Source organism: Halomonas nitroreducens (assembly GCF_003966155.1).
Lineage (GTDB): Bacteria > Pseudomonadota > Gammaproteobacteria > Pseudomonadales > Halomonadaceae > Halomonas > Halomonas nitroreducens.
The window spans coordinates 1-21,768 of the sequence record NZ_RXNS01000009.1 but is presented as its reverse complement, the minus strand read 5'-3'; the positions used below and the strand labels follow the sequence as shown (position 1 = coordinate 21,768).

At 68.2% G+C, this 21,768-nt stretch carries 25 protein-coding genes, 1 tRNA gene and 2 rRNA genes; 15 read left to right on the top strand and 13 right to left on the bottom strand.

From position 1 onward, the window contains the following. Positions 1 to 27: 27 nt before the first annotated feature. The 4 genes from sbcB to minC form a co-directional block, all read right to left on the bottom strand. Complete coding sequence (gene sbcB, locus EKG36_RS10420; RefSeq protein ID WP_126483777.1) at positions 28 to 1,518, bottom strand: exodeoxyribonuclease I; 1,491 nt, start codon at positions 1,516 to 1,518, stop codon at positions 28 to 30. Between the two features lie 65 nt (positions 1,519 to 1,583). After that, positions 1,584 to 1,847, bottom strand: coding sequence for a cell division topological specificity factor MinE (minE, locus tag EKG36_RS10415; protein WP_126483775.1), 264 nt, complete (start codon positions 1,845 to 1,847; stop codon positions 1,584 to 1,586). Further along, positions 1,844 to 2,662 carry a septum site-determining protein MinD gene (gene minD / locus EKG36_RS10410; protein WP_126483773.1) on the bottom strand — a complete coding sequence of 273 codons (819 nt, stop codon included), beginning with the start codon at positions 2,660 to 2,662 and terminating at the stop codon, positions 1,844 to 1,846. Before minD ends, minE begins: the two co-directional genes overlap by 4 nt. A gap of 81 nt (positions 2,663 to 2,743) precedes the next feature. Then, entirely contained in the window at positions 2,744 to 3,499 is a 756-nt protein-coding gene (minC, locus tag EKG36_RS10405) for a septum site-determining protein MinC (protein WP_126483771.1), read from the bottom strand. 256 nt (positions 3,500 to 3,755) lie between these two features. Here minC and EKG36_RS10400 point away from each other — a divergent pair, with 256 nt between their 5' ends. Next, positions 3,756 to 6,539, top strand: coding sequence for a DUF349 domain-containing protein (locus tag EKG36_RS10400; protein WP_126483769.1), 2,784 nt, complete (start codon positions 3,756 to 3,758; stop codon positions 6,537 to 6,539). A gap of 79 nt (positions 6,540 to 6,618) precedes the next feature. Here the strand turns inward: EKG36_RS10400 and phbB are convergent, their stop codons facing one another. Further along, positions 6,619 to 7,365, bottom strand: a complete 747-nt coding sequence (gene phbB / locus EKG36_RS10395; RefSeq protein WP_126483767.1) for an acetoacetyl-CoA reductase — start codon at positions 7,363 to 7,365, stop codon at positions 6,619 to 6,621. A gap of 192 nt (positions 7,366 to 7,557) precedes the next feature. Here phbB and EKG36_RS10390 point away from each other — a divergent pair. Both EKG36_RS10390 and EKG36_RS10385 read left to right on the top strand, forming a co-directional pair. Continuing rightward, positions 7,558 to 7,634: transfer RNA gene (locus EKG36_RS10390), tRNA-Met, on the top strand. Positions 7,635 to 8,282: 648 nt separating this feature from the next. Continuing rightward, positions 8,283 to 9,218, top strand: coding sequence for a tetratricopeptide repeat protein (locus EKG36_RS10385; protein WP_126483765.1), 936 nt, complete (start codon positions 8,283 to 8,285; stop codon positions 9,216 to 9,218). Between the two features lie 36 nt (positions 9,219 to 9,254). Here EKG36_RS10385 and EKG36_RS10380 read toward each other — a convergent pair whose 3' ends face one another. After that, positions 9,255 to 10,457, bottom strand: coding sequence for a MalY/PatB family protein (locus EKG36_RS10380; RefSeq protein ID WP_126483763.1), 1,203 nt, complete (start codon positions 10,455 to 10,457; stop codon positions 9,255 to 9,257). Positions 10,458 to 10,499: 42 nt separating this feature from the next. Here EKG36_RS10380 and EKG36_RS10375 point away from each other — a divergent pair, with 42 nt between their 5' ends. Then, positions 10,500 to 10,934, top strand: coding sequence for a hypothetical protein (locus EKG36_RS10375; RefSeq protein ID WP_126484046.1), 435 nt, complete (start codon positions 10,500 to 10,502; stop codon positions 10,932 to 10,934). 17 nt (positions 10,935 to 10,951) lie between these two features. Here the strand turns inward: EKG36_RS10375 and EKG36_RS10370 are convergent, their stop codons facing one another. After that, complete coding sequence (locus tag EKG36_RS10370; RefSeq protein WP_126483761.1) at positions 10,952 to 11,290, bottom strand: hypothetical protein; 339 nt, start codon at positions 11,288 to 11,290, stop codon at positions 10,952 to 10,954. A 45-nt stretch (positions 11,291 to 11,335) separates the two neighbouring features. Between EKG36_RS10370 and EKG36_RS10365 the strand changes: the two genes are divergently transcribed. The 8 genes from EKG36_RS10365 (at position 11,336) to EKG36_RS10335 (ending at position 15,830) form a co-directional block, all read left to right on the top strand. Beyond that, entirely contained in the window at positions 11,336 to 12,148 is an 813-nt protein-coding gene (locus EKG36_RS10365; RefSeq protein WP_126483759.1) for a hypothetical protein, read from the top strand. A 66-nt stretch (positions 12,149 to 12,214) separates the two neighbouring features. After that, the gene (locus EKG36_RS10360) at positions 12,215 to 12,625 is read left to right on the top strand and encodes an acyl-CoA thioesterase (RefSeq protein ID WP_126483757.1); all 411 of its coding nucleotides are present in this window, start codon (positions 12,215 to 12,217) and stop codon (positions 12,623 to 12,625) included. Continuing rightward, complete coding sequence (ybaK, locus tag EKG36_RS10355) at positions 12,622 to 13,092, top strand: Cys-tRNA(Pro) deacylase (protein WP_126483755.1); 471 nt, start codon at positions 12,622 to 12,624, stop codon at positions 13,090 to 13,092. Before EKG36_RS10360 ends, ybaK begins: the two co-directional genes overlap by 4 nt. A gap of 74 nt (positions 13,093 to 13,166) precedes the next feature. Continuing rightward, complete coding sequence (locus tag EKG36_RS10350; protein WP_126483753.1) at positions 13,167 to 13,493, top strand: hypothetical protein; 327 nt, start codon at positions 13,167 to 13,169, stop codon at positions 13,491 to 13,493. After that, the gene (locus tag EKG36_RS10345) at positions 13,465 to 13,986 is read left to right on the top strand and encodes a DUF501 domain-containing protein (RefSeq protein ID WP_126483751.1); all 522 of its coding nucleotides are present in this window, start codon (positions 13,465 to 13,467) and stop codon (positions 13,984 to 13,986) included. The genes EKG36_RS10350 and EKG36_RS10345 overlap by 29 nt, the downstream gene beginning before the upstream one ends. Positions 13,987 to 14,040: 54 nt before the next feature. Continuing rightward, positions 14,041 to 14,163, top strand: coding sequence for a hypothetical protein (locus EKG36_RS20930; RefSeq protein ID WP_281274425.1), 123 nt, complete (start codon positions 14,041 to 14,043; stop codon positions 14,161 to 14,163). A gap of 119 nt (positions 14,164 to 14,282) precedes the next feature. After that, positions 14,283 to 14,834, top strand: coding sequence for an LOG family protein (locus EKG36_RS10340; RefSeq protein ID WP_126483749.1), 552 nt, complete (start codon positions 14,283 to 14,285; stop codon positions 14,832 to 14,834). A gap of 24 nt (positions 14,835 to 14,858) precedes the next feature. After that, positions 14,859 to 15,830: an NAD(P)H-quinone oxidoreductase gene (locus tag EKG36_RS10335; protein WP_126483747.1), complete on the top strand. Its 972-nt coding sequence runs from the start codon at positions 14,859 to 14,861 to the stop codon at positions 15,828 to 15,830. Between the two features lie 34 nt (positions 15,831 to 15,864). Here the strand turns inward: EKG36_RS10335 and EKG36_RS10330 are convergent, their stop codons facing one another. After that, a complete protein-coding gene (locus tag EKG36_RS10330) occupies positions 15,865 to 16,377 on the bottom strand; it encodes a hypothetical protein (RefSeq protein ID WP_126483745.1) in 513 nt (170 codons plus the stop codon). An 85-nt stretch (positions 16,378 to 16,462) separates the two neighbouring features. Beyond that, entirely contained in the window at positions 16,463 to 16,978 is a 516-nt protein-coding gene (locus tag EKG36_RS10325; protein WP_126483743.1) for a tetratricopeptide repeat protein, read from the bottom strand. Between the two features lie 223 nt (positions 16,979 to 17,201). On the opposite strand from EKG36_RS10325, the gene EKG36_RS10320 reads away from it, so the two are divergent. Then, positions 17,202 to 18,233: an NADP(H)-dependent aldo-keto reductase gene (locus EKG36_RS10320; RefSeq protein WP_126483741.1), complete on the top strand. Its 1,032-nt coding sequence runs from the start codon at positions 17,202 to 17,204 to the stop codon at positions 18,231 to 18,233. A gap of 91 nt (positions 18,234 to 18,324) precedes the next feature. Next, positions 18,325 to 19,104 (top strand): peroxide stress protein YaaA, encoded by a 780-nt coding sequence (gene yaaA / locus EKG36_RS10315; protein ID WP_126483739.1) that lies wholly within the window; start codon positions 18,325 to 18,327, stop codon positions 19,102 to 19,104. A 4-nt stretch (positions 19,105 to 19,108) separates the two neighbouring features. Here the strand turns inward: yaaA and EKG36_RS10310 are convergent, their stop codons facing one another. Beyond that, positions 19,109 to 19,684 (bottom strand): isochorismatase family protein, encoded by a 576-nt coding sequence (locus EKG36_RS10310; protein ID WP_126483737.1) that lies wholly within the window; start codon positions 19,682 to 19,684, stop codon positions 19,109 to 19,111. Between the two features lie 116 nt (positions 19,685 to 19,800). Here EKG36_RS10310 and EKG36_RS10305 point away from each other — a divergent pair, with 116 nt between their 5' ends. Next, positions 19,801 to 20,616 carry a Tim44 domain-containing protein gene (locus EKG36_RS10305; protein ID WP_126483735.1) on the top strand — a complete coding sequence of 272 codons (816 nt, stop codon included), beginning with the start codon at positions 19,801 to 19,803 and terminating at the stop codon, positions 20,614 to 20,616. A 73-nt stretch (positions 20,617 to 20,689) separates the two neighbouring features. Here the strand turns inward: EKG36_RS10305 and EKG36_RS10300 are convergent, their stop codons facing one another. From EKG36_RS10300 to EKG36_RS10285, 3 genes are all read right to left on the bottom strand, one after another. After that, positions 20,690 to 20,887, bottom strand: a complete 198-nt coding sequence (locus EKG36_RS10300) for a hypothetical protein (protein ID WP_126483734.1) — start codon at positions 20,885 to 20,887, stop codon at positions 20,690 to 20,692. A 602-nt stretch (positions 20,888 to 21,489) separates the two neighbouring features. After that, positions 21,490 to 21,605 (bottom strand): 5S ribosomal RNA (rrf, locus tag EKG36_RS10290). An 87-nt stretch (positions 21,606 to 21,692) separates the two neighbouring features. Continuing rightward, a 23S ribosomal RNA gene (locus tag EKG36_RS10285) occupies positions 21,693 to 21,768 on the bottom strand; the annotation flags it as partial.

Here is a 21,768-nt window from a genome sequence, read left to right as displayed (position 1 = left end):
CCCTGGCCGAAACGAGGACGAAACGGGTCAGCCAAAGGCCTGCGCCGGCATGATGGCCTCCACGTGCATCACCAGCTCCTCGAGGATCTGGCGCTCCCGATCGCCCAGCGACTGCTGGTTGAGCCGTTCGATCTCCCGGGCGAAGTCCTTGAGGGCGAAGCCGGCGAAGACCGGGTCGTTCATGCGCTCCCAGCGGAAGGTTTCCCAGCGAGCCTGCTCCTCACCGGTCAGGGTATCGGGATAGCTGCGGGCCCGGAAACGGAACACCATTTCCTCGAGCCGCGGATCCTGAAAGGCGAAACTGGCGCCCACCAGGTCCCAGGGATCGCTATCGCGGACCCGCTGCATCTGCTGACGGTCGGACGGCGAGAAGAAGCCGCCGGAATAGAGCATCAGGTCGGGATCCCGGGGCGGCTCGGGGGGCGGCGAGGCGAAGGCCTGGCTGACCCGGGCCACGACGTCGGGGTGCTGCGCCAGCACCTTCCAGTGACGCCGGCAGGCCACCACGTCGAGGTGTAATCGCTCGACGAGCTCGCCATACTCACCCTGATGCGGCCCGGCGGTGTCCTTGAGGGCGTTCGCCGGCAGGATCACCGGGCACTTGTTGATATGAATGACCTTCAGCGGGATGCGTGTCTCGCCCTCGGCGAGGTCATCGTTGCTGACGAAGACCCGCTCGCGGATCTGCTCGGGCTCGAGGGCCAGCAGCGGGGCGGGATCCACCGAAAGATCGTAGACGATGACCCCGTTGGGGTTGGTGGGGTGCTCGGCCAGCGGCATCACCAGGGCACTGCAGCCACGACTCGCCGGGTAGCGCCGCGAGATGTGCAGCACCGGCTTGCGTCCCGGCACGTCGAGCTGCCTGGCCACCTGGCGCTTGCCGCGCATGCCCAGCAGGTAGTCGAACAACTTGGCGTTGCTCTCGCGCAGGCGCTTCGCCAGGGCGATGGTGGCTCGCACGTCGGCCAGGGCGTCATGGGCCCCGGCATGCTCGATGCCGTTGGCCGCGGTCAGATCCTCGAGCCGAAAGCTGGGCGAGCCATCCTCGCGCCTTGGCCACTCGATCCCCTCGGGGCGCAACGCATGGAAGGCCCTCACCACGTCGATCAGGTCCCAGCGGGAGTTGCCGTTCTGCCACTCCCGGGCATAGGGATCGATGAGATTGCGGTAGAAGAGGTGGCGGCTGACCTCGTCATCGAAGCGCAGGCTGTTGTAGCCCAGCGCGCAGGTGCCGGGCTCGCTCATCGCGGCCTCGACCCTACCGGCGAACTCGGCCTCGGGCAGCCCCCGCCGCCGGGCCTGCTGGGGCGTGATGCCGGTGATCAGACAGGCCTGCGGGTGCGGTAGATAGTCGTCGGCGGGCCGGCAGAACAGCTCGAGGGGCTCGCCGATCTCGTTGAACTCGGCATCGGTGCGGATGGCCGCGAACTGCGAGGGGCGGTCCCGACGCGGGTCGGCGCCGAACGTCTCGTAGTCGTGCCACAGGAAGGTCAGCGGGGCGGCTTTCGGCTGCGCCATGGGCGAGGCTCTCCGAGCAGGCGATGGGACAAGGGGCCCCAGCCTAGCACAGGCCCGTCAACGACTCAGCCGCCCTCCCCTGCCCTCGGTAGTGTGACGTTCAGCTCCAGCACCGAGCAGTTGTCCTCGCTGTCCAGGCTGATGTTGATGGCATCGTCATCGACCTGGACATAACGCCGGATCACTTCCAGCAGCTCCCGCTCAAGCATCGGCATGTAGTCCGGCTGCCCACGCTGGCTGCGCTGGTGGGCCACGATGATCTGCAGCCGCTCCTTGGCGACGGAGGCAGACTTCTTGCGCTCGCGCTTCAGGAAATCGAGTAGCTTCACCGGCGGCCTCCTCCGAACATTCGGCTCAACAGGCTCTTCTTCTGGAACTCGTGGAACCTCAGGGGTACGTCCTCGCCCAGCAGCCGGGACACGGTATCCGCATAGGCCTGGCCGGCATCGCTGCTGTCATCATGGGTCACCGGCACCCCCTGGTTGGAGGCCCGCAGTACCGCCTCGGACTCCGGGATCAGGCCGACCAGGTCAATGGCCAGGATCTCGCGGATGTCCTCGAGGTTGAGCATGTCGCCCAGATCCACGCGATTCGGGTTGTAGCGGGTGATCAGCAGGTGCTCCTTGATCGGGTCGTCGCCGCGCTCGCCCCGCCGGGTCTTGGACGACAGCAGGCCGAGGATGCGGTCGGAGTCACGTACCGAGGAGACCTCGGGATTGGTCACCACAATCGCCTCGTCGGCGAAGTACATGGCCAACTGGGCGCCGCGCTCGATGCCCGCCGGCGAGTCGCAGATGATGTAGTCGAAGTCCTTGTTCAGGGTGTTGAGCACGGTCTCGACCCCTTCCAGGGTCAGCGCATCCTTGTCCCGGGTCTGGGAGGCCGGAAGGATGTGCAGGTTGTCCACGCGCTTGTCGCGGATCAGCGCCTGGTTGAGGCCAGCCTCGCCCTGGATGACGTTGACCAGGTCATAGACCACGCGTCGCTCGCAGCCCATGATCAGGTCGAGGTTGCGCAGCCCGACATCGAAATCGATGACCACAGTCTTCTGGCCGCGCAGCGCCAGGCCCGTCGCGATGGCGGCAGCACTGGTTGTCTTACCGACCCCACCCTTGCCGGAGGTCACAACAATGATCTTGGCCAAGTGTCGCATCCTGTCTGTCATGGTGATGGAAGGCGGCGGGCCCGTGGCCACTCCGCCGAATCGTCGTTACTCGAGGTCGCGTCAGTCCAGCGACATGATGCTCAGCTGGTCGTCGCTCAGACGCACCTGCACGGCCGTGCCGAGCAGCCGCGGGTCGATGTCCTCGAGACGCTTGTAGTTGCCGGCCACCGACAGCAGCTCGGCGCGCAGCTCCCGGCAGAAGATGGCTGCCTGGGAATCGCCGTGAATGCCGGCCAGGGCACGCCCGCGCAGGGCGCCATAGACATGCACGCTGCCGCCGGCCAGCACCTCGGCGCCGGCATTGACCGCCCCCACCACCACCAGGTCACCCTCGGGAGCGGTGATCTGCTGACCGGAGCGGACCGTGCCGCGGAAGATGCGCCCACCGGCGGCGACGGCCGGAGCCGCCAGCGCCTCGGCGGCCTCCTCCTCGGCCAGGGATTCGCCGGCGTCGCCGGCCGGCACGCTCTCGAGCGCGCGGGGGCGCGCCGCTTCCTGGGGCGGGAACCAGCCGAGCCCCAGGGCCCAGGCCGACTGCTTGACCGGATCGGGCCCGCCGCGTACCGCCACCGGCAACAGTTTGTGAGCCCGGCAAACCGCACAGATCCGCTCGAGCGCCAGGTGCGGCTCATCGAGGCGTTCGACGCTGAGGACCACCGGGGTGTGCTGGAAGAAAGCGGGGGACTGACTGAGTTTGCCGGCGAGTTGTTCGCGTATGCGCTCGGGGTCGGCGCTCGTCAACTCCATGACCGTCATCGGCAGCATGCCGCCCTTGAAGGTGAATGCCATGCCGTCCCTGTCCACTTTGAGACTCATTGCCGAACTCCACGTCGGGTGATGGTCGGGGTGCTTCACCAAAACTAAGCGAGTGCCCCGGACCCTGCAACTGATGATAAGCCCAGCACTGCCTCCTTGTCAGTGTCTCGTCTCGGCAACACCCTGCCGCATCGCCCTTTTCTGCCGGATCGCCGCATGCTTAGATAAGTCCATGACCCGGCGTCTTGCACGCCGTACGTCCATCTCGTTCGCCGGCGCGCCCGCCATGCCTGTCGCGCCCATCTCAGGAAGCCCCATGTCAGGATTCCTTCGCCGACTCTTCGCCCCTCGCTGGCAGCACCCCGACCCCGATGTGAGGCGCCAGGCCATCGCGCGGCTGGACCCCGCCCAGGACGGCCAGCGCCAGCAGCTCGAACGCCTCGTTCATGATCCCGATCCCGGCGTCCGCCGGGCCGCCCTGGCCGGCCTGAGCGACCCGGAACGGCTGCTGGCCCTGCACCGGCAGGGCGATGGTTCCCACGAGCTCCGAGAACGCCTGATCACCCTGCTCTGCGGCCGCGAGGGCTCTCTCGACCTGCCACACCGCATCGCCCTGACCGAGGGCCTCGACGAACCCGATCTGCTCGAGCGGGTGGCCCTGGAGGGCGACAACCAGCAGTTACGGCTGGCCGCCCTGGCGCGTCTGGATGGCGAGGAGGCGCTGATCCGCCAGGCCTGCGAGAACGGTATCGCCGCCGTGCGCCACGCCGCCGCCGCCCGCGTCGAGAGCGAGCGAGGACTGACGCGCCTGACCCAGGAGGCCCGCCGCGACCGTCAGGTGATTCGCCAGGCTCGGGAGCGCCTGAACCGCCTGCGCGCCGATGCCGCTTCGCTGGCCGAGGCCCGCACCCGTCGCGAGGCCCTGCTGGAAAAGCTGGAGGCCCATGCCAATGCCGCCTGGGAGCCGCTCTATGCCGGTCGCTTCCGTCATCTGATGCGCGAGTGGGCCCGACTCGACGACCTGCCGGACAGCGGGCAGGAGCGGCGCTATCAGGATGCCTGTCAGCGCTGCCGCAAGGTAATCAGCGACCATGAGGCCCGTGAGCAGGCCCAGGACAAGGCCGAACGCCATCGCGAGCAGGCCGACCGTTCCCGCGAGGCCCTGGTCGAGGCCCTCGAGGAAAGCCTCCAGGCCTTGCGTCACGGCGAGCGCCTGGCCGACCAGGACATCGCCAGCCTGCGCGCCCAGAAGCAGCTCCTGGCCAGCCGCTGGCAGGCCCTCTCGGACCAGCATCTGGCCGACGACGAGCTGCGTCGCCGCTACGACGCGGCCCTTGCCGGCTACGAGTATATCGTCAAGGCCCGGGTGCGACTGGACGAGCGTGCCGATGCCATCGAGCAGGCGCTGCAGCAGGGCGACGACGAGCGCCTGGCCTGCCTGGTCGAGGCCTGCGGCTGGCCCGCGGACCTGCCCCCCTCGCCGCTGCTTCAGCGCGCTCATGAGCGCCTGCACGCGGCTGACGCACCGCTTGACCAGGATGTCGAGACGCGCCTGGCCCACTTTGCCGAGGAGCTCGACGCGCTGGAGCGGCTGCTCGAGAGCGGGGCTTTCAAGGGCGCCAGCCGGTTGCATCAGCGGTTGCGTCATCAGGCCGAAACCCTGCCGGCCGAACGCCTGGGGCCCCTGCGGGGCCGTCTCAAGCGACTGGGCGCCCGGCTGGCGGAGCTGCGCGACTGGCGCGGCTTCGTTGCGGGCCCCAAGCGTGACCAGCTCTGCGAGGCCATCACCGCCCTTGCCGACGACAGCGGCCTCAGCGACGCGGAACTCGACCGTCGGCACCGCCGACTGGTGAAGGAATGGAAGGATCTCGGCGATGCCGCCGCCAACCGTGAACAGTCCGCGGCCTTTCGGGCGGCCTCGGACCGGATCCATGAACGCCTGGCCGACTGGCGGGACCGGCGCCAGGCCGAGCGCCAGCGGAACCTGGTGGCCCGGGAGGCACTCTGCGAGCAGCTGGAGACGCTGCTGGCCCAACCCGCCGAGCAGGCCGACCCGGACGCCCTGCGCGAGATCCGCGACCGCGCCCGCCTGCAGTGGCGGCATCACTCGCCGGTGCCCCGGGACGCCGCAGAGGCCATCGGCCGCCGCTTCGGCCGCATTCGCCATGCGCTGCAGGCACTGATCGAGCAACGGGCGCACGAGATTGCCGAGGCCAAGCGCGCCTTGATCGAAGAGGCCCGCACCTTGCGCGATGGCGACCAGCCGCCCGCCCGGCAGGCAGAAGCGGCCAAGGCCCTGCAGCAACGCTGGCGGGCGCTCGGCCGGGCCCCCAAGGGCGAGGAGCAGGCCCTGTGGCGGGAGTTTCGCCACCTTTGCGACGAGATCTTCGCACGCCGGGACGCCGCGCGCAGCGACCAGGCACAGCGCGCCAGGACGCGATTGGACGCCATGCAGGCGCTGATCGACCGGCTCGATGCCTGGCATCCGGCCAGGAGCAGCGAGGCCACCGATCTGGAGGCGGCCATTCAGGAAGCCTCTACCCTGGAGCCACTGCCGCCCGGCCGGCGCAGCGAGGGCATGCGTCGGCGTTGGTCGGGCATCGTCAGGGCACGACGCGAACGGCTCGCCCGATTGGCCCTGGCCGAGGAGGTCCATCGCTGGCGCCAGGTGCAACCGTTGCTGGAGGCCCACCTGGCGGCGGATGCCGCGTCTCTCGCCGGCGCCGACCCCACAGAAGTGCCCGAGGCCGAGGCCGGCCCCCTGCCAGAGGACCTGCGCCAGGCCCATGCCCGACGCAATGCAGCCCGCCGGGCGCCGCCGGCGCCGGAAGATGTCGACGAACGCCTGGCCCGCCTGCGGGTCCATCTCTCGTTGCTGGCCGGCGACCCGGTCAATCGGCAGGACGACCCCCTGCGCCTGGCCATCCAGGTGGAGCGCCTCAACGAGAATCTGGGACGGGAAGCGTCCCGTGCCGATGAGCTGCGCGGCGTGCTCGCCGACCTGCTGGCTACCGGCCCGGTCCCCCCGGACCTATGGAAGCGGGAGGTCGGCGACCTGGACCGCACCCTGGAGACCCTCACCCAGCTGCCACCGCCTTGATGCCTCGAGATATCCAACGCAAAGCGCGAGACCGAGGCCTCGCGCTTTGCGTGTCGGGGTAGCGAGTTCGCCGGGCGGCTCAGCCCATGAACTGGCCACCATTGATGTCGATGTTGGCCCCGGTGATGAACCCGGACTCCTTGTCGGCCAGGAACGTTACCAGTCGACCGATCTCTTCGGGCGTGCCATAGCGCTTGACCGGGATGGTCTCGCGGATCGCCTCGCGAACCTTCTCCGGAATCTTCATGATCATGTCGGTGGCGATATAGCCCGGCGAGACGGTATTGACGGTGATGCCCTTGGTGGCCGTCTCCTGGGCCAGAGACATGGTCAGGCCATGCATGCCCGCCTTGGCCGCCGCATAGTTCACCTGGCCGAACTGACCCTTGCGCCCGTTGATGGACGAGATGTTGATGATGCGCCCGTAGCCCTCCTCGAGCATGTCCTCGATGACGCTGCGGCAGGTGTTGAACACGCTGTTGAGGTTGGTGTCGATGACCTCGCTCCACTGCTCCGAGGACATCTTCTTCAGGGTCCCGTCACGGGTGATCCCCGCGCAATTGACCAGCACGCTGACCGGCCCATAGGTATCGCGGATCTCCTTGGCGCCTGCCATGCAGGCATCATAGTCGGAGAGGTCGACCCCGGACAGGGCGATGTTGTCGTAACCATCGGCTTTCTGGGTCTCGAGCCAGGCCTTGGCCTTCTCGGGATTGTGGTAGCCCGCGATCACCTGGTAGCCGGCATCGGCCAGTGCACGGCAGATGGCCGACCCGATGCCACCGGTTCCACCGGTTACCCAGGCGACGGAAGATGATGTTGTCATTGACTAACTCCCTGATGATTCACGACCTGTGCCCAGGCGCCAGACCTGGGCGCTCGACGACAGTATCGCCATGATGGCTGTCACTAATATGACAGCCATCTTCGAGTATGGACCAACGAGCGGGACCAATACGAGCATGGAAACACCCCCTTGACGCAAGTCAGGATGTCTGTAAAATATGCCTCACGTTGATGCGGGGTGGAGCAGTCTGGTAGCTCGTCGGGCTCATAACCCGAAGGTCATCGGTTCAAATCCGGTCCCCGCTACCAAACATCGAGAAAGGCCAGAACCGAGAGGTTCTGGCCTTTTGCATTGCCGGGGCATCAACGCGTCGGGCTCGGCTCGTCACGACCCCGGAAGGCCACCGGCTCGAATCCGGTCCCCGCTACCAAACATCGAGAAAGGCCAGAACCGAGAGGTTCTGGCCTTTTGCATTGCCGGGGCATCAACGCGTTGGGCTCGGCTCGTCACGACACCGGAAGGCCACCGGCTCGAATCCGACCCCGCTGCCGACCATCGAGACAGGCCAGAGCCGGGAGGTCCTGGCCTTTTGCATTGCCGGGGCATCAACGCGTCGGGCTCGGCTCGTCACGACCCCGGAAGGCCACCGGCTCGAATCCGGCCCCGCTGCCGACCATCGAGACAGGCCAGAGCCGGGAGGTTCTGGCCTTTTGCATTCCCGGGGCATCAACGCAGAGGCGCTCGTCAGGCTCGGCGGCTGCCCTCCCCGACAGGGGGGGCCCGACAGGGGGCCCCGACAGGGGCCGTCGGGCCAGGAGTCCCCGCACACCGCCGTGACGGGCAGCAGCGCTTCGAGCCCCGCCGGAGTCGCCGCCTGGCCATGCCCCCTTGAATCCCGATGCGGTCACCCGCATCTGAGTAACAAACTCACCCTCATGTCCTAAGGCCAGTCCATCATGCCAATCGTCGATCCACGCACTGGGGAGCCGCTCACCCCCGAGAGCGGCTCCGAGCAACCGTCCAGCGCCGCCGCGGGCCAGCAGGGCGCCGAGCTGATCATCGATGTCGACCGCAGCAACATCCAGCAGCTGCTCGAGACATCCATGCAGGTGCCGGTGCTCCTCGATTGCTGGGCCCCCTGGTGCGAGCCCTGCAAGAACCTCATGCCGGTGCTCGAGAAGCTCACCCGGGAGTACAACGGCGCCTTCATCCTGGCCAAGCTCAACATCGACGATAACCAGGACATCGCCGGACAGCTCGGCGTGCGCTCGGTCCCGGACGTCAAGCTGATCAGCCAGGGTGGCCTGGTCGACCAGTTCCAGGGCGCGCTGCCCGAGAAGGAGATCCGTGAGTGGCTGGGCCGCTACTTCCAGGCCCCGGCCGAGGCCCAGCTGAGTCCCGAGGAACAGGCTGCCGCCGCCCTCGAAGCCGGCGATACCACCACCGCCCGGCAGATCTACGAGGAGCTGGTGCAACAGTGGCCGGAGCACACTCCCTACCAGGTGGAGCTCGCCCGCACGCTGGTCGCCGCCGGCGAGCCCCAGCAGGCAAGAGCCCTGCTCGACGCCCTACCGCCGGAGGAACGAGACGCGGCGCCGGCCCGCGGCGTGCGCGCCAGCATCGAGTTCGGCGAGGAGGCGCCCTCCGCCGAGGAACTCGCCGCCCTCGAGGGCCGCGACGACAGCGAGGCCCGCTACCAGCGGGCGCTGCGCCAGGTCGCCGACGGCCAGTACGAGGCCGGCCTGGAGGCCCTGCTGGCGCTGATGAAGAGCGACCGCGCCTACGGCGACGACGCGGCCCGCAAGACGCTGTTACGGGTCTTCGATGCCCTGGGCGCCGATCACCCGCTGACCGTCACCTTCCGCCGCAAGCTGTTCGCCCAACTCTACTGAAGTCCGCTCGGCCGTCCCTGGGGCGGCCGAGTCGTGTCAGGCGCCGAGCACGCCCTCCAGACGATCCAGGGCGGCCTCCAGCTGCCGAGCAGTGGTGCCGAAGTTGAGCCGCACGAATCCCGGCCAGCCGAAAGCGGCGCCATCGGACAAGGCCACCCCGGCCCACTCCAGCAAGGCCTGCTGGGGGGACTTTTCAGTATCCTGCAGGGCCGGCGCCTCACGCAGATCCAGCCAGGCCAGGTAGGTGGAAGCCGGCGAGGCCATGACCACCCCGGGCCAGCGGGCCACCCGCTCGACCAGTCGACGACGGTTGTCACGCAGGGTCTCGAGCAGGGCCCGTCGCCAGGGCTCACCATGACGATAGGCGGCCTCGGCGGCCACCAGGCCCAGCACGTTGCCGTCCGGCTGCAGCCCCCTGGCCCGGGCGGCGAAGCGGCGGCGCAGGCCGACATCGGGGATCACCGCGCAGGCGGCGGTCAGGCCGGCGAGGTTGAAGGTCTTGGAGGGCGCCCAGAGTGTCAGGATCCGCTCGGCGAGGGCCGGATACGCCGCCGCCAGAGGGCGATGGCGCCCCCCGTCGTCGAGCAGCAGGTCGCAGTGCAGCTCATCCGAGGCGACGATGAGGTCATGGCGCTCGACCAGCGACGCCAGGCCATCCAGCTCCTCGGTGGTCCAGACCCGGCCGGTGGGATTGTGGGGCTGGCACCACAACAGCAACCGCGTCTCGGGGGTGATGGCCGCCTCCAGCGCCGCCAGGTCAAGCGTCCAGTCACCGCCGGGGCCGACGGGGGGGCTCAGGGCGACCTGCTGAGGCAGGCGCCCGGTGCGCTCGGCCACCTTGAGGAAGGGGGGGTAGATGGGCGTCACCGTCAGCACGCCCTCGCCCGGCTCGGTCAAGGCCAGGCTGGCGATGTGCAGGGCCGGGACCACCCCCGGTAGCCACAATTGCCAGTCCGGCTCGATCTCCCAGGCATAGTGTTCGGCGCTCCAGGCACACAGGGCCTGCTTGAGGCTGTCCGGTACCAGCCCATAGCCGAACACGCCATGCGCCACCCGCGCATGCAATGCCTCGATCACCGCCGGGGGCGAGCGGAAGTCCATGTCGGCCACCCAGAGCGGCAGCACGTCCTCACCGTAGCTGTGCCACTTCTGGGATGGCCAATCGGACGGCCAGTCGGACGACTCATCGCCCCGGGACGGGTGGCGGCGCTCGACGGGCGTGGCAAAATCGAATTCCATAGACTGTCCTGCTTGCAAGAGGCCATACGAATGCCTGAGACCATGCCGCAAAGCGGCTTCTATGCCAAGGTACGCCGCGGCCTGCCCGCCGTCATCGCCCACTGGCTGACACTCGGCCAGGGCGATGCGGACCGCCTGGCATTGATCCTGGCCGAGACCGCCCGGGTCGCCAAGCTCGGTGAACCGGAGGCCACGCCCAGCGGCGCCACCCTCCAGGCCTGGAGCCGGGCAGACGGCGGCGAGGAGATTCCCCTCTGGGCCGGACGCACGGCGGTCTTCCTGCTCGTCCAGATGCCCGCCCGACCGGTGCCGGCCGACGACGATGAGGCCAGCGCCTGGGCCTATTGCTGGCTGCGCAACCGCGCCGACGAGGCATACGAGAGCGCAGCGGACGCCCTGCCCGGGCACCTGCAGGCCCCCTTGGCCGCCGCCCTCAAGGCAGCCTGGACGGACCGCCAGGGACTGCGGCTGGTGTGAAGTCCTGCCCGCCGCCGCTAGCGGCGGCGGGCAGGCCGCTTGGGGCGAAAGCCCGCCGGCTTGGTGGCCAGCCAGTCGACGAAGGCCCGGATCTCCGGGTGGCGCATCAGCGCCTCCCGGCTGCGATAATGCTCGGCCAGCTCGCGCTCGCCGAGCACCCCATGGATGTGCTTGTGACAGGCATGGCACAGCCACAGGATGGACGTGAGCCGCTCGACGCGATCGAACCGGCGGCGATAGCGCGCCTTGCCGTGAAGCGCGCGGGGAATCAGGTGGTGTCGTGTCAGGGGCGCCGCCCGCCCGCACAGCTCGCAGACCTCGGGGCGCGTCGGAGACGACAAGTCATGACCGGCCATGGGCACCTCACAGGCTTGCTGTCACTCTAGGATAAAGGAGACTCGATGGACGTTCCGCTCAGTTGGCAACTGGCCAAGCTACTGGTCTCGATCGGTGTGGTGCTGGGGCTATCAGCGGTCGCCGAGCGCCTCAGCACCCGCATGGCGGGGCTGCTCTCGGGCTACCCCCTGGGCACCGCCATCGCGCTGTTCTTCATCGGCCTGGAGCTTTCGCCGGGCTTCGCCGCCGAGAGTGCAGTGCACACCCTGGCCGGTTTCTCCGCAACGCTGGCGCTGGGCGGTGGCTACCTGCTCTGCGCCCGCCGCGATGGTCTGCGGGGCGTGATGCTGGGCACCACTGGCGGGCTCGCCGCCTGGCTGCTGGTGGGCCTGCTGCTGACCCACATCGAGTTCACCCGGGTCAGCGGCACCCTGACCACCCTGGTGGCGATCCTCGTCTTCATCCGCCTCTACCGCCGCGTGCCGGATACCGCCGCGCAGCCCAAGGGCGGCTTCAGCTGGCCGGCACTGGGCCTGCGCGCAGGGCTGGCCGCCGTCATCATCTTCCTGATCACCGGCCTCGCGCATGTGGTACCGACGGCCTGGGCCGGGGTCATGGCCGCCTTCCCGGTGACCATGTACCCCTTCCTGGTGATCCTCCACCTGACCCATGGCGCTGCCCCGGTGGCCACGGTGATCAAGCATTACCCCGCGGGCCTCGGCTCGCTGCTGTGCTATGCCCTGAGCGTCTCCCTGACCTATGACAGCCTGGGCCTGGTGCTGGGCACCCTGACCGGTTTCGCTGCCGCCACCGCCTGGCTGCTGGCCTGGACCCGAGGCACGGCCTGGTGGCAAGGCCGTCGCGCCGCCACGACTTGACCGAGCGCTTGCTCGGGGCAATGCTGTGACTTCCGGCCCGCCGGCCACCGTCCACGAGGAGCCTGTATGTTCGTCCGCACCATCGAGCCCGCCTTCTATGACACCGATGCCCTTGGCCACATCAACAACACCCGCCTGCCGGCCTGGTTCGAGCTGGCTCGCAACGACCTCTTCCGGCTGTTCACGCCGGACCTCGACCCGCGTCAGTGGCGGCTGATCATGGCACGCATGGAAATCGACTACCGGGCGGAGCTCTACTACGGTCACGATATCGAGATTCGTACCTACCTGACGCGACTCGGCACCAGCTCCTTCACCGTGACCCAGGAGGCGCGCCAGAATGGCGTGCTCGCCAACCTGGGGCACACCGTGCTGGTGCAGTTCGATCATGACACCAAGCGGGCCGTGCCCATCGAGGGCGAGCTGCGCCGGGCGCTGGAGGCACACCTGCAGGAACCGGAGGCCGTCGACGCATGACACCGGCCGTGAAGGTGCTGGAACGAGCCGGGGTGGCCTTCGCCCTGGCCAGCTACGCGCATGACCCGCGCCGCCCCGCCTATGGCGAGGAGGCCGCCGAGGCCCTGGGATTGTCGCCCTGGGAGGTCTTCAAGACCCTGTTGGCCCGGCTCGACGACGGCCGGCTGGCGATGGCCATCGTCCCGGTGGCGAGCTCGCTCGACCTCAAGGCCCTGGCGCGGGCCGCCGGCGCTCGCAAGGCGGTGATGGCCGAGCCCGCGGAGGCCGAGCGGGCCACGGGCTATGTAGTGGGCGGCATCAGTCCGTTGGGGCAGAAGAAGCGCCTGGCCGCCTTCATCGACGCCAGCGCCGACCCCCTCGCGGCCATCCATGTCAGCGGCGGGCGGAGGGGGCTGGAGATTCGTCTCGCCCCGCAGGACCTGGCCCGGCTGCTCGATGCCCGCTTCGCGCCCCTGGCCCGGCGCTGAGCCGAACGCCGCGGGTCGCGGTCCTAAGCCTATCGCCTCGGCATCGCCGAGCCCAGCCACCCGAGGAGCCGCCGATGGCCATCCGCTACGATCTCTGGCTCGACCCCGATGATGTCGCCCGTCACCGTGCCGTAGAGGCCGACCTGGAACGCTTCTTCATGGAGCGGTTCGCCGACTTTCCCCACATCCGCTTGTTCGGGGAAGACCCTTACGATTATGATGCGCCGTTCAACCGCCTCTATGACGTGCTGATGGCGCGGGCCGGCGAGTATTGTGAACGGCAGTGGAGCTACGTGCCCACTCCCGAGCAACTCAACCGGACCTTCTTTCGCGCCGTGGGCCGTTCGAACAAGTTCATACGAGACCCCGACGATGGTGATCCGCCCCGACACGATGCCTGACGCGCGCCAGTTAGGCATCATTGCCGAGCAGCTCGGCCGTGCGCCCCGCGGCATCGAGGCCCTGGCCGCCACCGACGGCGAGGGCACGCCCCTGGTGCTGCGCATGGCCCCCATCGTCGACGGCAAGCCCTTCCCGACCCTCTACTGGCTCAGCTCCGAGACCCTGAAGGTCGAGCTGTCGCGCATCGAGGCCGCCGGCGTCATCAAGGCCCTCGAGACCCGCCTTCGGGACGACCCCGAGTTCCTGGCCGCCTACCACCGCAGCCACGCCGACTACGTGGACGCCCGCTGGCGGCATATGAGCGCCACGCAGCGGGCCGAGGTCGACCGCCTGGGCTATGCCGGCGTGCTGCGCGAGCGCGGCATCGGCGGCATCGCCAACTGGGACCAGGTGCGCTGCCTGCACACCCAGTACGCCCACCACCTGTGCGGCGACAATGTCATCGGCCGCTGGCTCGACGCCGAATATGGCGTGATCGACGGCCTGCCCTGAGCCGGCTGCGCGACGCTTTCCCCTCCCCCGACAACACACCAACAGGAGTCCCCGATGTACCTCGATACCCATGTGATCGCCAGTCTCGCCCTGATCGCCAGCCTGGTTGGCATCAGCGTCGGCGGCATCGCCCTGCTGCGCCAGGCCATGCGGCGTGACGCCGCCCGCGCCCGCTGAACGCGCCTGCCGACCCTACACAGCGAAGGGCGCCTCTTTGGCGCCCTTTTTGTTGCTTCCGCGCTTTGCCCGGAGCGACTCACCACCGCTAGGATAAGAGACCCATCAAGGAGGACACCATGGCGAGTATGTGCGTCTATCTGGGCTCGCGGGAAGGCCGCGATCCGCGCTTCCTCGAGACCGCCCGGACGCTGGGCCTGACCCTGGCCCGGCGCGGCCACTCTCTGGTCTACGGCGGCGCCCGGGTGGGCATGATGGGGGCGCTGGCCGACAGCGTCCTGACCGCCGGCGGCGAGGTCACCGGGGTGATGCCCGACCACCTGGTCGAGCGTGAGCAGGCCCACCACGGGCTGACACGGCTGATCCGTGTGCGCAGCATGCACGAGCGCAAGGCCAGCATGGCCGCCCACAGCGATGCCTTCATTGCCCTGCCCGGCGGCATCGGCACGCTGGAGGAGCTTTTCGAGGCCTGGACCTGGCAGTACCTGGGACTCCACGACAAGCCCATCGGGGTGCTCGACACGGACGGCTTCTATGCGCCCCTGCTGACCTTCCTCGACACCACCGTCGATCATGGCTTTCTCGACGCCCGTACCCGGACCAGTCTGCTCGCCGCCACCGAACCGGATGACCTGCTGGCCACCATCGAGGCTCGTCTCGCCGATTCCTGATCCCTGAAGCTCCGGAGGCCTGCCATGTATGCCATCCACCATGACCCGGACCGCCTCGTCTGGGCCGAGGCGACCGCCCCCGCGGGCCCGGGCCACCAGGAGGTGCGTCTCCGGGTGGCCTGGGCCGGTGTCAACCGCGCCGACCTGATGCAGCGTGCGGGCCAGTACCCGCCCCCTGCCGGCGCCTCGGCGACCCTCGGCCTGGAGGTCAGTGGCACCGTGGTAGCAATCGGGGAGGGCGTCACCGGCCTCGCAGTCGGTCAACCGGTCTGCGCGCTGCTGGCCGGCGGTGGCTACGCCGAGGAGGTGGTCGTCGACGCTCGGCAGGTGCTGCCGGTCCCGGCGGGCCTTGGGCTACGCGAGGCCGCAGCCCTTCCCGAGGTGTTTGCCACGGCCTGGCTCAACCTCTTCATGGAAGGCGCCCTGGCGCCGGGGGAACGGGTCCTGCTGCATGCCGGGGCGAGTGGCGTCGGCACCGCCGCCATCCAGCTGTGCCAAGCCTTCGCGCATCCCTGCTTCGTCACCGCGGGCAGCGTGGCCAAGCTCACCGCTTGTCGCGAGCTGGGTGCCGACGCCGGCTGGAACCGCCACGATGGCAGCTTCGTGGAGTCGGTGAAGGCCTGGGGCGGCGCCGACATGATCCTCGACCCGGTGGGCGCGAGCTATCTCGCCGACAACCAGAAGGTGCTCAATGCCGATGGCCGGCTGGTAGTGATCGGCCTGATGGGTGGACGCCAGGCGGAGCTGGACCTGGGACGGCTATTGATGAAGCGCCAGCGAGTGATCGGCTCCACCCTGCGCACCCACCCTCCGGCGGCCAAGGGCGAGATCCTCGAGGCCCTGCGGGTCCATGTCTGGCCACGCCTGGTCAGCGGCGAGCTGGCGCCTCTGGTGGACCGGACCTGGCCCATCGCCGAGGCCGAGGCGGCCCACGACCATGTCCGGCGGGACGCCAATGTCGGCAAGGTGCTGCTGGAGGTGGGGGGCAAGCCCTGAGCGTTGTCTGACAGTCGACGAGCGCAGGTGCCTATCAGGCATTGCCGAGTCCGCTCGCGGCGTCGACCAAAGTGCGCTGATAGGTGAGCTGCAACAGCAGGGCATCCTCGCCGGCGCGATGCCGATGGATCCCCTGCTCGCGGATGATGGCTTCCTTGGTGGTACTCCAGCGCGCGAGCTGGGCCTCGCTGAGCAGTCGCCGCAGGGCCTCGAGGCGGAACGCCGGGAGCATGCCGGCATGATGGAAGAGCAGCGACAACCAGGTGTTGTCGTAGCCCCAGCTGTCGCTGTAGGCAATGCCGATCTCGCCGAGCTCGTCGTTGAGCCAGCGAGCCACCTGGCGCACGGGATAGCCTTCCCGCTGCAGGCGCCCGCGGGAGATGCCATGCAGCAGCTCCGCCTTGGGATCCCAGTGGGTCCATTCGGCGAGGGGCTGAACGAGAAAGGCGCAGGAACTGCCATCGGACCGGGCCAGGCCGACCTCGATGGGGTAGCTGCCGCGCCCGAATCCGGACGCTTCGATATCCAGCAGTGTCGGTAGCGTCACGGGCTGGGGAGTCCTTGGTGATGAAAGCCACCGACGTCACAGGGGTGGCCGCTGTCACCGCCTCGTCATGAGGCGGGCCATCATCCTAGTGTCGCGTTCCGGCTTCGTTGGTGTCCAGTGCCTCGTCAAGCCCGGTAAAGCGATCGGCCAGGGTCTGCCAGTGCGCCTGGCGCTCGGCATCGACCGGCAGGCCGAGCTCTCCGTCGCGGTAGGCACGGGCCAGCCGCGCGGCGGCCAGGGAGTGTCCCGCCTCGCCAGCCCGGGCATACCAGGTCACGGCATGGTCATCACGGCGGGGGTACAGGGCACAACCGTACTCGTAGATCTGTCCAGCCTGATACTGCGCCCGGGTGTCGTCCCCCTGGGCGGCCTCGAGCACGTAGCGGGCCCCCCGAGCCTTGTCCTGAGGCGTGATGCCGCGATGGAAGAGCATGTGCCCGTACACCGATAGCGCCGCTGGATGGCCGGCATCGGCACAGCGCTGGAAGAGGTGCATGGTCAGTCGCTGGGTACGCGGCGAACGCGGCAGCCAGCGCGTATGGAACAGCTGCTGTGCCAGACGGTACTCGAGCCGAGTGAACAGTGATGATGCCTGCTGCATGGCAAACAACCTTACGTCCAGTGGTCCGAAAAAATGACGTCGAGCACCACCCTGTGTCCGGCGTCGCTTCCTAGGATGACAGCCGCCCTGCGGACTCCGCCGGGGCAACGGGTGGGCAAGCATACGCCCGCCCCGGCGGGGACTCAACCCCCGGCCCGTTTACGGGGACTGGGGCCCTCGCTACCATGCGGAGCGGACCGCCCAACCGCACGAGGAGTGACGGATGCAGACCCGCCCCCTGGGCACTACCGGTATCGACGTCAGCCGACTGTGCCTCGGCACCATGACCTTCGGCGAGCAGAACACCGAGGCCGACGCCCATGAGCAACTCGACCGTGCCGTGGCTTTCGGCATCAACTTTATTGACACTGCCGAGATGTATCCAGTGCCGCCCAGGGCTGAGACCCTGGGGCGAACCGAGGCCTATATCGGCAGCTGGCTCAAGGCTCGGGGATCCCGCGATGACGTCATCATCGCCACCAAGGCCAGCGGCCCCGGCCTCGAGCACGTCCGAGGCGGGCCCCGGCTGACCCGTGGGCACCTCCACCAGGCCATCGACGACAGCCTGATCCGCCTGCAGACCGACTACGTCGACCTCTATCAGCTCCACTGGCCCGATCGCCGAACCAACTTCTTCGGCCGGCTCGGCTACCAGCACGACGAGGAGGAGGACGCCACCGACCTGGAAGAAAGCCTCTCGGCGCTCAAGGAGCTGGTGCAGGCCGGCAAGGTACGCGCCGTGGGCCTGTCCAACGAGACGCCTTGGGGCGTGATGCACGCCCTGCGCCTGGCCGATACCCTGGGCCTGCCGCGGGTCGCCTCGGTGCAGAACCCCTACAGCCTGCTCAACCGCACCTTCGAGGTGGGCCTGGCCGAGATCGCCCACCGCGAGAGCGTCGGCCTGCTGGCCTACTCGCCGCTGGCCTTCGGCAAGCTGTCCGGCAAGTACCTGGACGGAGCCCGACCGGCGAACGCCCGCCTGACACTCTTCGAACGCTTCCAGCGCTATAGTACACCTCTTGCCGACGAGGCCACGCGAGCCTATGTGGACCTCGCTCGGGAGCACGGCCTCGACCCGGCACAGATGGCCCTGGCCTTCGTCAACTCGCGCAGTTTCCTTACCAGCAACATCATCGGCGCCACGACCATGGACCAGCTCGAGAGCGACCTGGCCAGCGAGTCCCTGCGCCTCGATGACGACGTGCTCGACGCTATCGAGGACATCCATCAGCGCTACCCCAACCCCTGCCCCTGACGCGGCGGGTCCGGGGCTATGAGGGCGATAGCCGCGGGCCTGTCCACGGCTTGATATACTGCCCGTAACTTTCCCAGGTACAGGAGCGCCCATGCTCAGCGTGATCTCGCCCGCCAAGACGCTGGACTTCGAGACACCGGCCACGACCGACCGCCATACCCAGCCGGACTTTCTCACCCGCAGTCGCGAGCTGATCGGCATCCTGCGCGATCTCTCACCTCAGCAGATCAGCGATCTGATGGGGGTGAGCGACAAGATCGCCGGCCTCAACGCGGCCCGCTTCGCCGAGTGGCAGACGCCCTTCACGCCGGGCAACGCCAAGCCCGCGGCCCAGGCCTTCCAGGGAGATGTCTATGTGGGGCTCGAAGCCGATCGCTTCGACGACGACGATAACGCCTTCGCCCAGGACCACCTGCGCATCCTCTCCGGCCTCTACGGCCTGCTGCGCCCTCTGGACCTGATCCAGCCCTATCGCCTCGAGATGGGCACCAAGCTGGCCAATCCGGCCGGCAAGGACCTCTATGCCTACTGGAAGGAAACGTTGACCACGGCCCTCGACCAGGCGGTGGCCGACAGCGGCAACCCGGTGCTGGTCAACCTGGCCTCCAACGAGTACTTCAAGGCCATCGATGCGAAACGGCTCAAGGCCCGGGTCATCACCCCGGTGTTCAAGGACGAGAAGAACGGCCAGTACAAGATCATCAGCTTCTACGCCAAGAAGGCCCGCGGACTGATGGCCGCCTGGATGATCCGCCAGCGCCTGGACGATGCCGAGGCGCTCAAGGACTTCGACGTGGCCGGCTATCGTTTCAACGCCGCCCTCTCCGAGGGCGACACTCTGGTGTTCTGTCGCGACGAACGCGACCGCTAAGCCACTAGAAGAAGCGTAGAGGGCGCGCCGAGCGTCCCTTGAGAAAACGCCGGTGGACATCCTTGAAGCCGGCGTCGTCACAACGCTCGAGCCACTCATAGGCGACCATGTCGGCACTGACCTCCAGGGCGCCGGCCTGAGCCATCCGGCGCCGGGCCAAGGCCGCCTCCTCCGGTCGCCGGCTCACTGCCGCCTCCGCCAGCCAGGCCACCTCGTAGCCGGCCTCGAGCAGGGCCAGGCCGGTCTGCAACACGCAGATATGCGCCTCGGCACCGCACAGCACGACCTGGTGCCGGCCGCTCTCGACCAGCGCCCGGGCAAACTCTGTCTCGGCGTGGGCATTGAAATGTACCTTCTCCCAGCACCGGTGCTCCCCCAGCATCTCCAGCAGGCGGGGCGCGGTGCCGCCCAGCCCGGCCGGATACTGCTCGGTGAGCCATACCGGGACGTCCAGGGCCTCGGCCACGCCTCCCAGCCAGCCGGCCTCGCTGACCGCCTGATCACTGCCGTCGATCACCGGTAGCAGACCGGCCTGCAGATCGACGATCAGCAACAGGCTTGCCTCCCGTTTCAGGCGCATGGCATTCCCCCCGCAATGAGTTTCCGGATAGACCGTGCCCGGTTTCAGCTTAGCCGCTAGAATGGTCGCTTCGAAAGCCCGATGGCTGCCCGCAGCCTCCAGATGGAGATCCCTCGATGCGTCACCTTCTCATCATGCTCATCGTCGGCGTCCTGGGCTTCGGCCTGGCCGTCGACCATGCCGATGCTCGCCGCCTGGGAGGCGGCAAGAGCGTCGGCAGCTATTCCCGCTCGGCCGACTCCGGCACCGCCACGGCCCCGCGCGCCACCGGCACCACGGCCGGCCAGCGCAAGCCCTCGAGCGGCCTGTCGCGCTTCGCCGGCCCCTTCGCGGGGATGCTGGCCGGTGGCCTGCTGGCGTCGCTGTTCTTCGGTGGCGCCTTCGACGAACTGCGCCTGTTCGACATCCTGCTGATCGGTGGCGCGATCTTCCTGCTGCTGCGCCTGTTTGCTCGACGCCGCCCGTCCCTGGCCGGCGGGCCGAGCCCCTCCCAGGCGCCGCAGGGCCAGCCCCAGGCCTTCCAGGCCAGCAACCCGGGCGGGGCCAGCGGTCTCGCGGCGGAGCCGGCCTGGTTCAATCGTGAACGCTTCCTGGGCGGTGCCAAGGAACACTTCATGACCCTGCAGCGCGCCTGGGACAACAACGACTTCTCGCAGATCCAGGACTACGTCACGCCCGAACTCTACAACCTGCTGCGCCAGGAGCGCGACCAGCATCCGGCCAACAACCGCACCGAGATCGTGCGCCTGTTCGCCGAATTGGGCAGCGTCCGGGAGCTCGACCACCAGGCCGAGGCCACCGTGCTCTTCCATGGCATCATCGACGAGAACGGCGAGCAGAATGCCTTCAACGAGACCTGGCACCTGGTGCGCGAGCTGCGTGACGGGGCCCCCTGGTACGTCCAGGGCATTGAGCAGACCCCCGGCGCCTGACCGGGTGTGATCCCCCAGACACAGAAGGCCGGGCATGTAGCCCGGCCTTCTGCGTTCTTGAGGGGAGAAGCATTCAGTAGCTCGATTCTTCCGCAGCCTCCTCGACGTTCTCTCCCATCTCCTCGACGGACTCGCCGGCCTCCTCCATGGCCTCGTCGACATTTTCTCCAGCCTGCTCCGCCGGCCCTTCGTCCTCGCAGGCGGCGAGTCCCATTGCCATCATGCCGATGAGCAGTGACAGCGCGAACGTGCGCAACAATTGCAGCTTCATGGTATCTCCTCCTGAGATGACGGTATCCAGCGGATTTCCCCTCACAGGCTAGCCGTCATGGCGGCACCTGACTAGCGGGATCCCTGCGATGTCACATCTGCTTGTATGCATATACCGACACCCGCGGGGTCTGCTCGAGGACCCGCCGCGCATTCATCGACTTCAGCGGCCGGTTGTTGGCCTCGCCCAGCAGTCGGGACATGGCCTGCAGCTGGCTCTCGCTGGCTGATCGCGGCGCCTTGGCCGCCAGCCAGAGCACGCCCTTCGAGCTGGGTGGCGTCGTCAGGAAACCGTTCGTCGGCCGTGCGGCCGCAAGGCCTCGGCCTCGAGCCCTTTGTCGAGCGTCATCGGGGCCCGGGCGTCGCAGGGACCTGTCGGGCCCCGCCAGCCAGCCTTGAAAAAACCCGGCAGCTGTTGCTACCGGGGTTGTCTCGGAATCAGTGCCTGACGATGATTCGGCCGGCGTTCCGGCGGCCGGCGTTCCGGCGGCCGGCGCTCCGGCGCTCCGGGACTCTCCATGGGGAGGCCCCCCGGGAGGTGCCATCGGCCCAACATGAAAAAACCCCGGCAGCTGTCGCTACCGGGGTTTTCTCGAAATAAGTGCCTGACGATGACCTACTCTCGCATGGGGAGACCCCACACTACCATCGGCGCTGAGCGGTTTCACTGCTGAGTTCGGCAAGGGATCAGGTGGTTCCCGCACGCTATGGTCGTCAGGCGAAAAAGGATGCGAATCATGCTGGCGCGATACGCCTCACGTACCCGGCTCTTGCCGTCTGTCATCGACAGACCGCTTGGGTGTTATATGGTCAAGCCTCACGGACAATTAGTATCGGTTAGCTCAACGCCTTGCAGCGCTTCCACATCCGACCTATCAACCA

What these genes read in the sequence shown, in the direction of transcription:
- sbcB (WP_126483777.1), bottom strand. Translation starts at nt 1,518, where the DNA reads ATGGCGCAGCCGAAAGCCGCCCCGCTGACCTTCCTGTGGCACGACTAC.
- minC (WP_126483771.1), bottom strand. Translation starts at nt 3,499, where the DNA reads ATGAGTCTCAAAGTGGACAGGGACGGCATGGCATTCACCTTCAAGGGC.
- EKG36_RS10400 (WP_126483769.1), top strand. Translation starts at nt 3,756, where the DNA reads ATGTCAGGATTCCTTCGCCGACTCTTCGCCCCTCGCTGGCAGCACCCC.
- phbB (WP_126483767.1), bottom strand. Translation starts at nt 7,365, where the DNA reads ATGACAACATCATCTTCCGTCGCCTGGGTAACCGGTGGAACCGGTGGC.
- EKG36_RS10385 (WP_126483765.1), top strand. Translation starts at nt 8,283, where the DNA reads ATGCCAATCGTCGATCCACGCACTGGGGAGCCGCTCACCCCCGAGAGC.
- EKG36_RS10380 (WP_126483763.1), bottom strand. Translation starts at nt 10,457, where the DNA reads ATGGAATTCGATTTTGCCACGCCCGTCGAGCGCCGCCACCCGTCCCGG.
- EKG36_RS10375 (WP_126484046.1), top strand. Translation starts at nt 10,500, where the DNA reads ATGCCGCAAAGCGGCTTCTATGCCAAGGTACGCCGCGGCCTGCCCGCC.
- EKG36_RS10370 (WP_126483761.1), bottom strand. Translation starts at nt 11,290, where the DNA reads ATGGCCGGTCATGACTTGTCGTCTCCGACGCGCCCCGAGGTCTGCGAG.
- EKG36_RS10365 (WP_126483759.1), top strand. Translation starts at nt 11,336, where the DNA reads ATGGACGTTCCGCTCAGTTGGCAACTGGCCAAGCTACTGGTCTCGATC.
- EKG36_RS10360 (WP_126483757.1), top strand. Translation starts at nt 12,215, where the DNA reads ATGTTCGTCCGCACCATCGAGCCCGCCTTCTATGACACCGATGCCCTT.
- ybaK (WP_126483755.1), top strand. Translation starts at nt 12,622, where the DNA reads ATGACACCGGCCGTGAAGGTGCTGGAACGAGCCGGGGTGGCCTTCGCC.
- EKG36_RS10350 (WP_126483753.1), top strand. Translation starts at nt 13,167, where the DNA reads ATGGCCATCCGCTACGATCTCTGGCTCGACCCCGATGATGTCGCCCGT.
- EKG36_RS10345 (WP_126483751.1), top strand. Translation starts at nt 13,465, where the DNA reads ATGGTGATCCGCCCCGACACGATGCCTGACGCGCGCCAGTTAGGCATC.
- EKG36_RS20930 (WP_281274425.1), top strand. Translation starts at nt 14,041, where the DNA reads ATGTACCTCGATACCCATGTGATCGCCAGTCTCGCCCTGATCGCCAGC.
- EKG36_RS10340 (WP_126483749.1), top strand. Translation starts at nt 14,283, where the DNA reads ATGGCGAGTATGTGCGTCTATCTGGGCTCGCGGGAAGGCCGCGATCCG.
- EKG36_RS10335 (WP_126483747.1), top strand. Translation starts at nt 14,859, where the DNA reads ATGTATGCCATCCACCATGACCCGGACCGCCTCGTCTGGGCCGAGGCG.
- EKG36_RS10325 (WP_126483743.1), bottom strand. Translation starts at nt 16,978, where the DNA reads ATGCAGCAGGCATCATCACTGTTCACTCGGCTCGAGTACCGTCTGGCA.
- EKG36_RS10320 (WP_126483741.1), top strand. Translation starts at nt 17,202, where the DNA reads ATGCAGACCCGCCCCCTGGGCACTACCGGTATCGACGTCAGCCGACTG.
- yaaA (WP_126483739.1), top strand. Translation starts at nt 18,325, where the DNA reads ATGCTCAGCGTGATCTCGCCCGCCAAGACGCTGGACTTCGAGACACCG.
- EKG36_RS10310 (WP_126483737.1), bottom strand. Translation starts at nt 19,684, where the DNA reads ATGCGCCTGAAACGGGAGGCAAGCCTGTTGCTGATCGTCGATCTGCAG.
- EKG36_RS10305 (WP_126483735.1), top strand. Translation starts at nt 19,801, where the DNA reads ATGCGTCACCTTCTCATCATGCTCATCGTCGGCGTCCTGGGCTTCGGC.
- EKG36_RS10300 (WP_126483734.1), bottom strand. Translation starts at nt 20,887, where the DNA reads ATGAAGCTGCAATTGTTGCGCACGTTCGCGCTGTCACTGCTCATCGGC.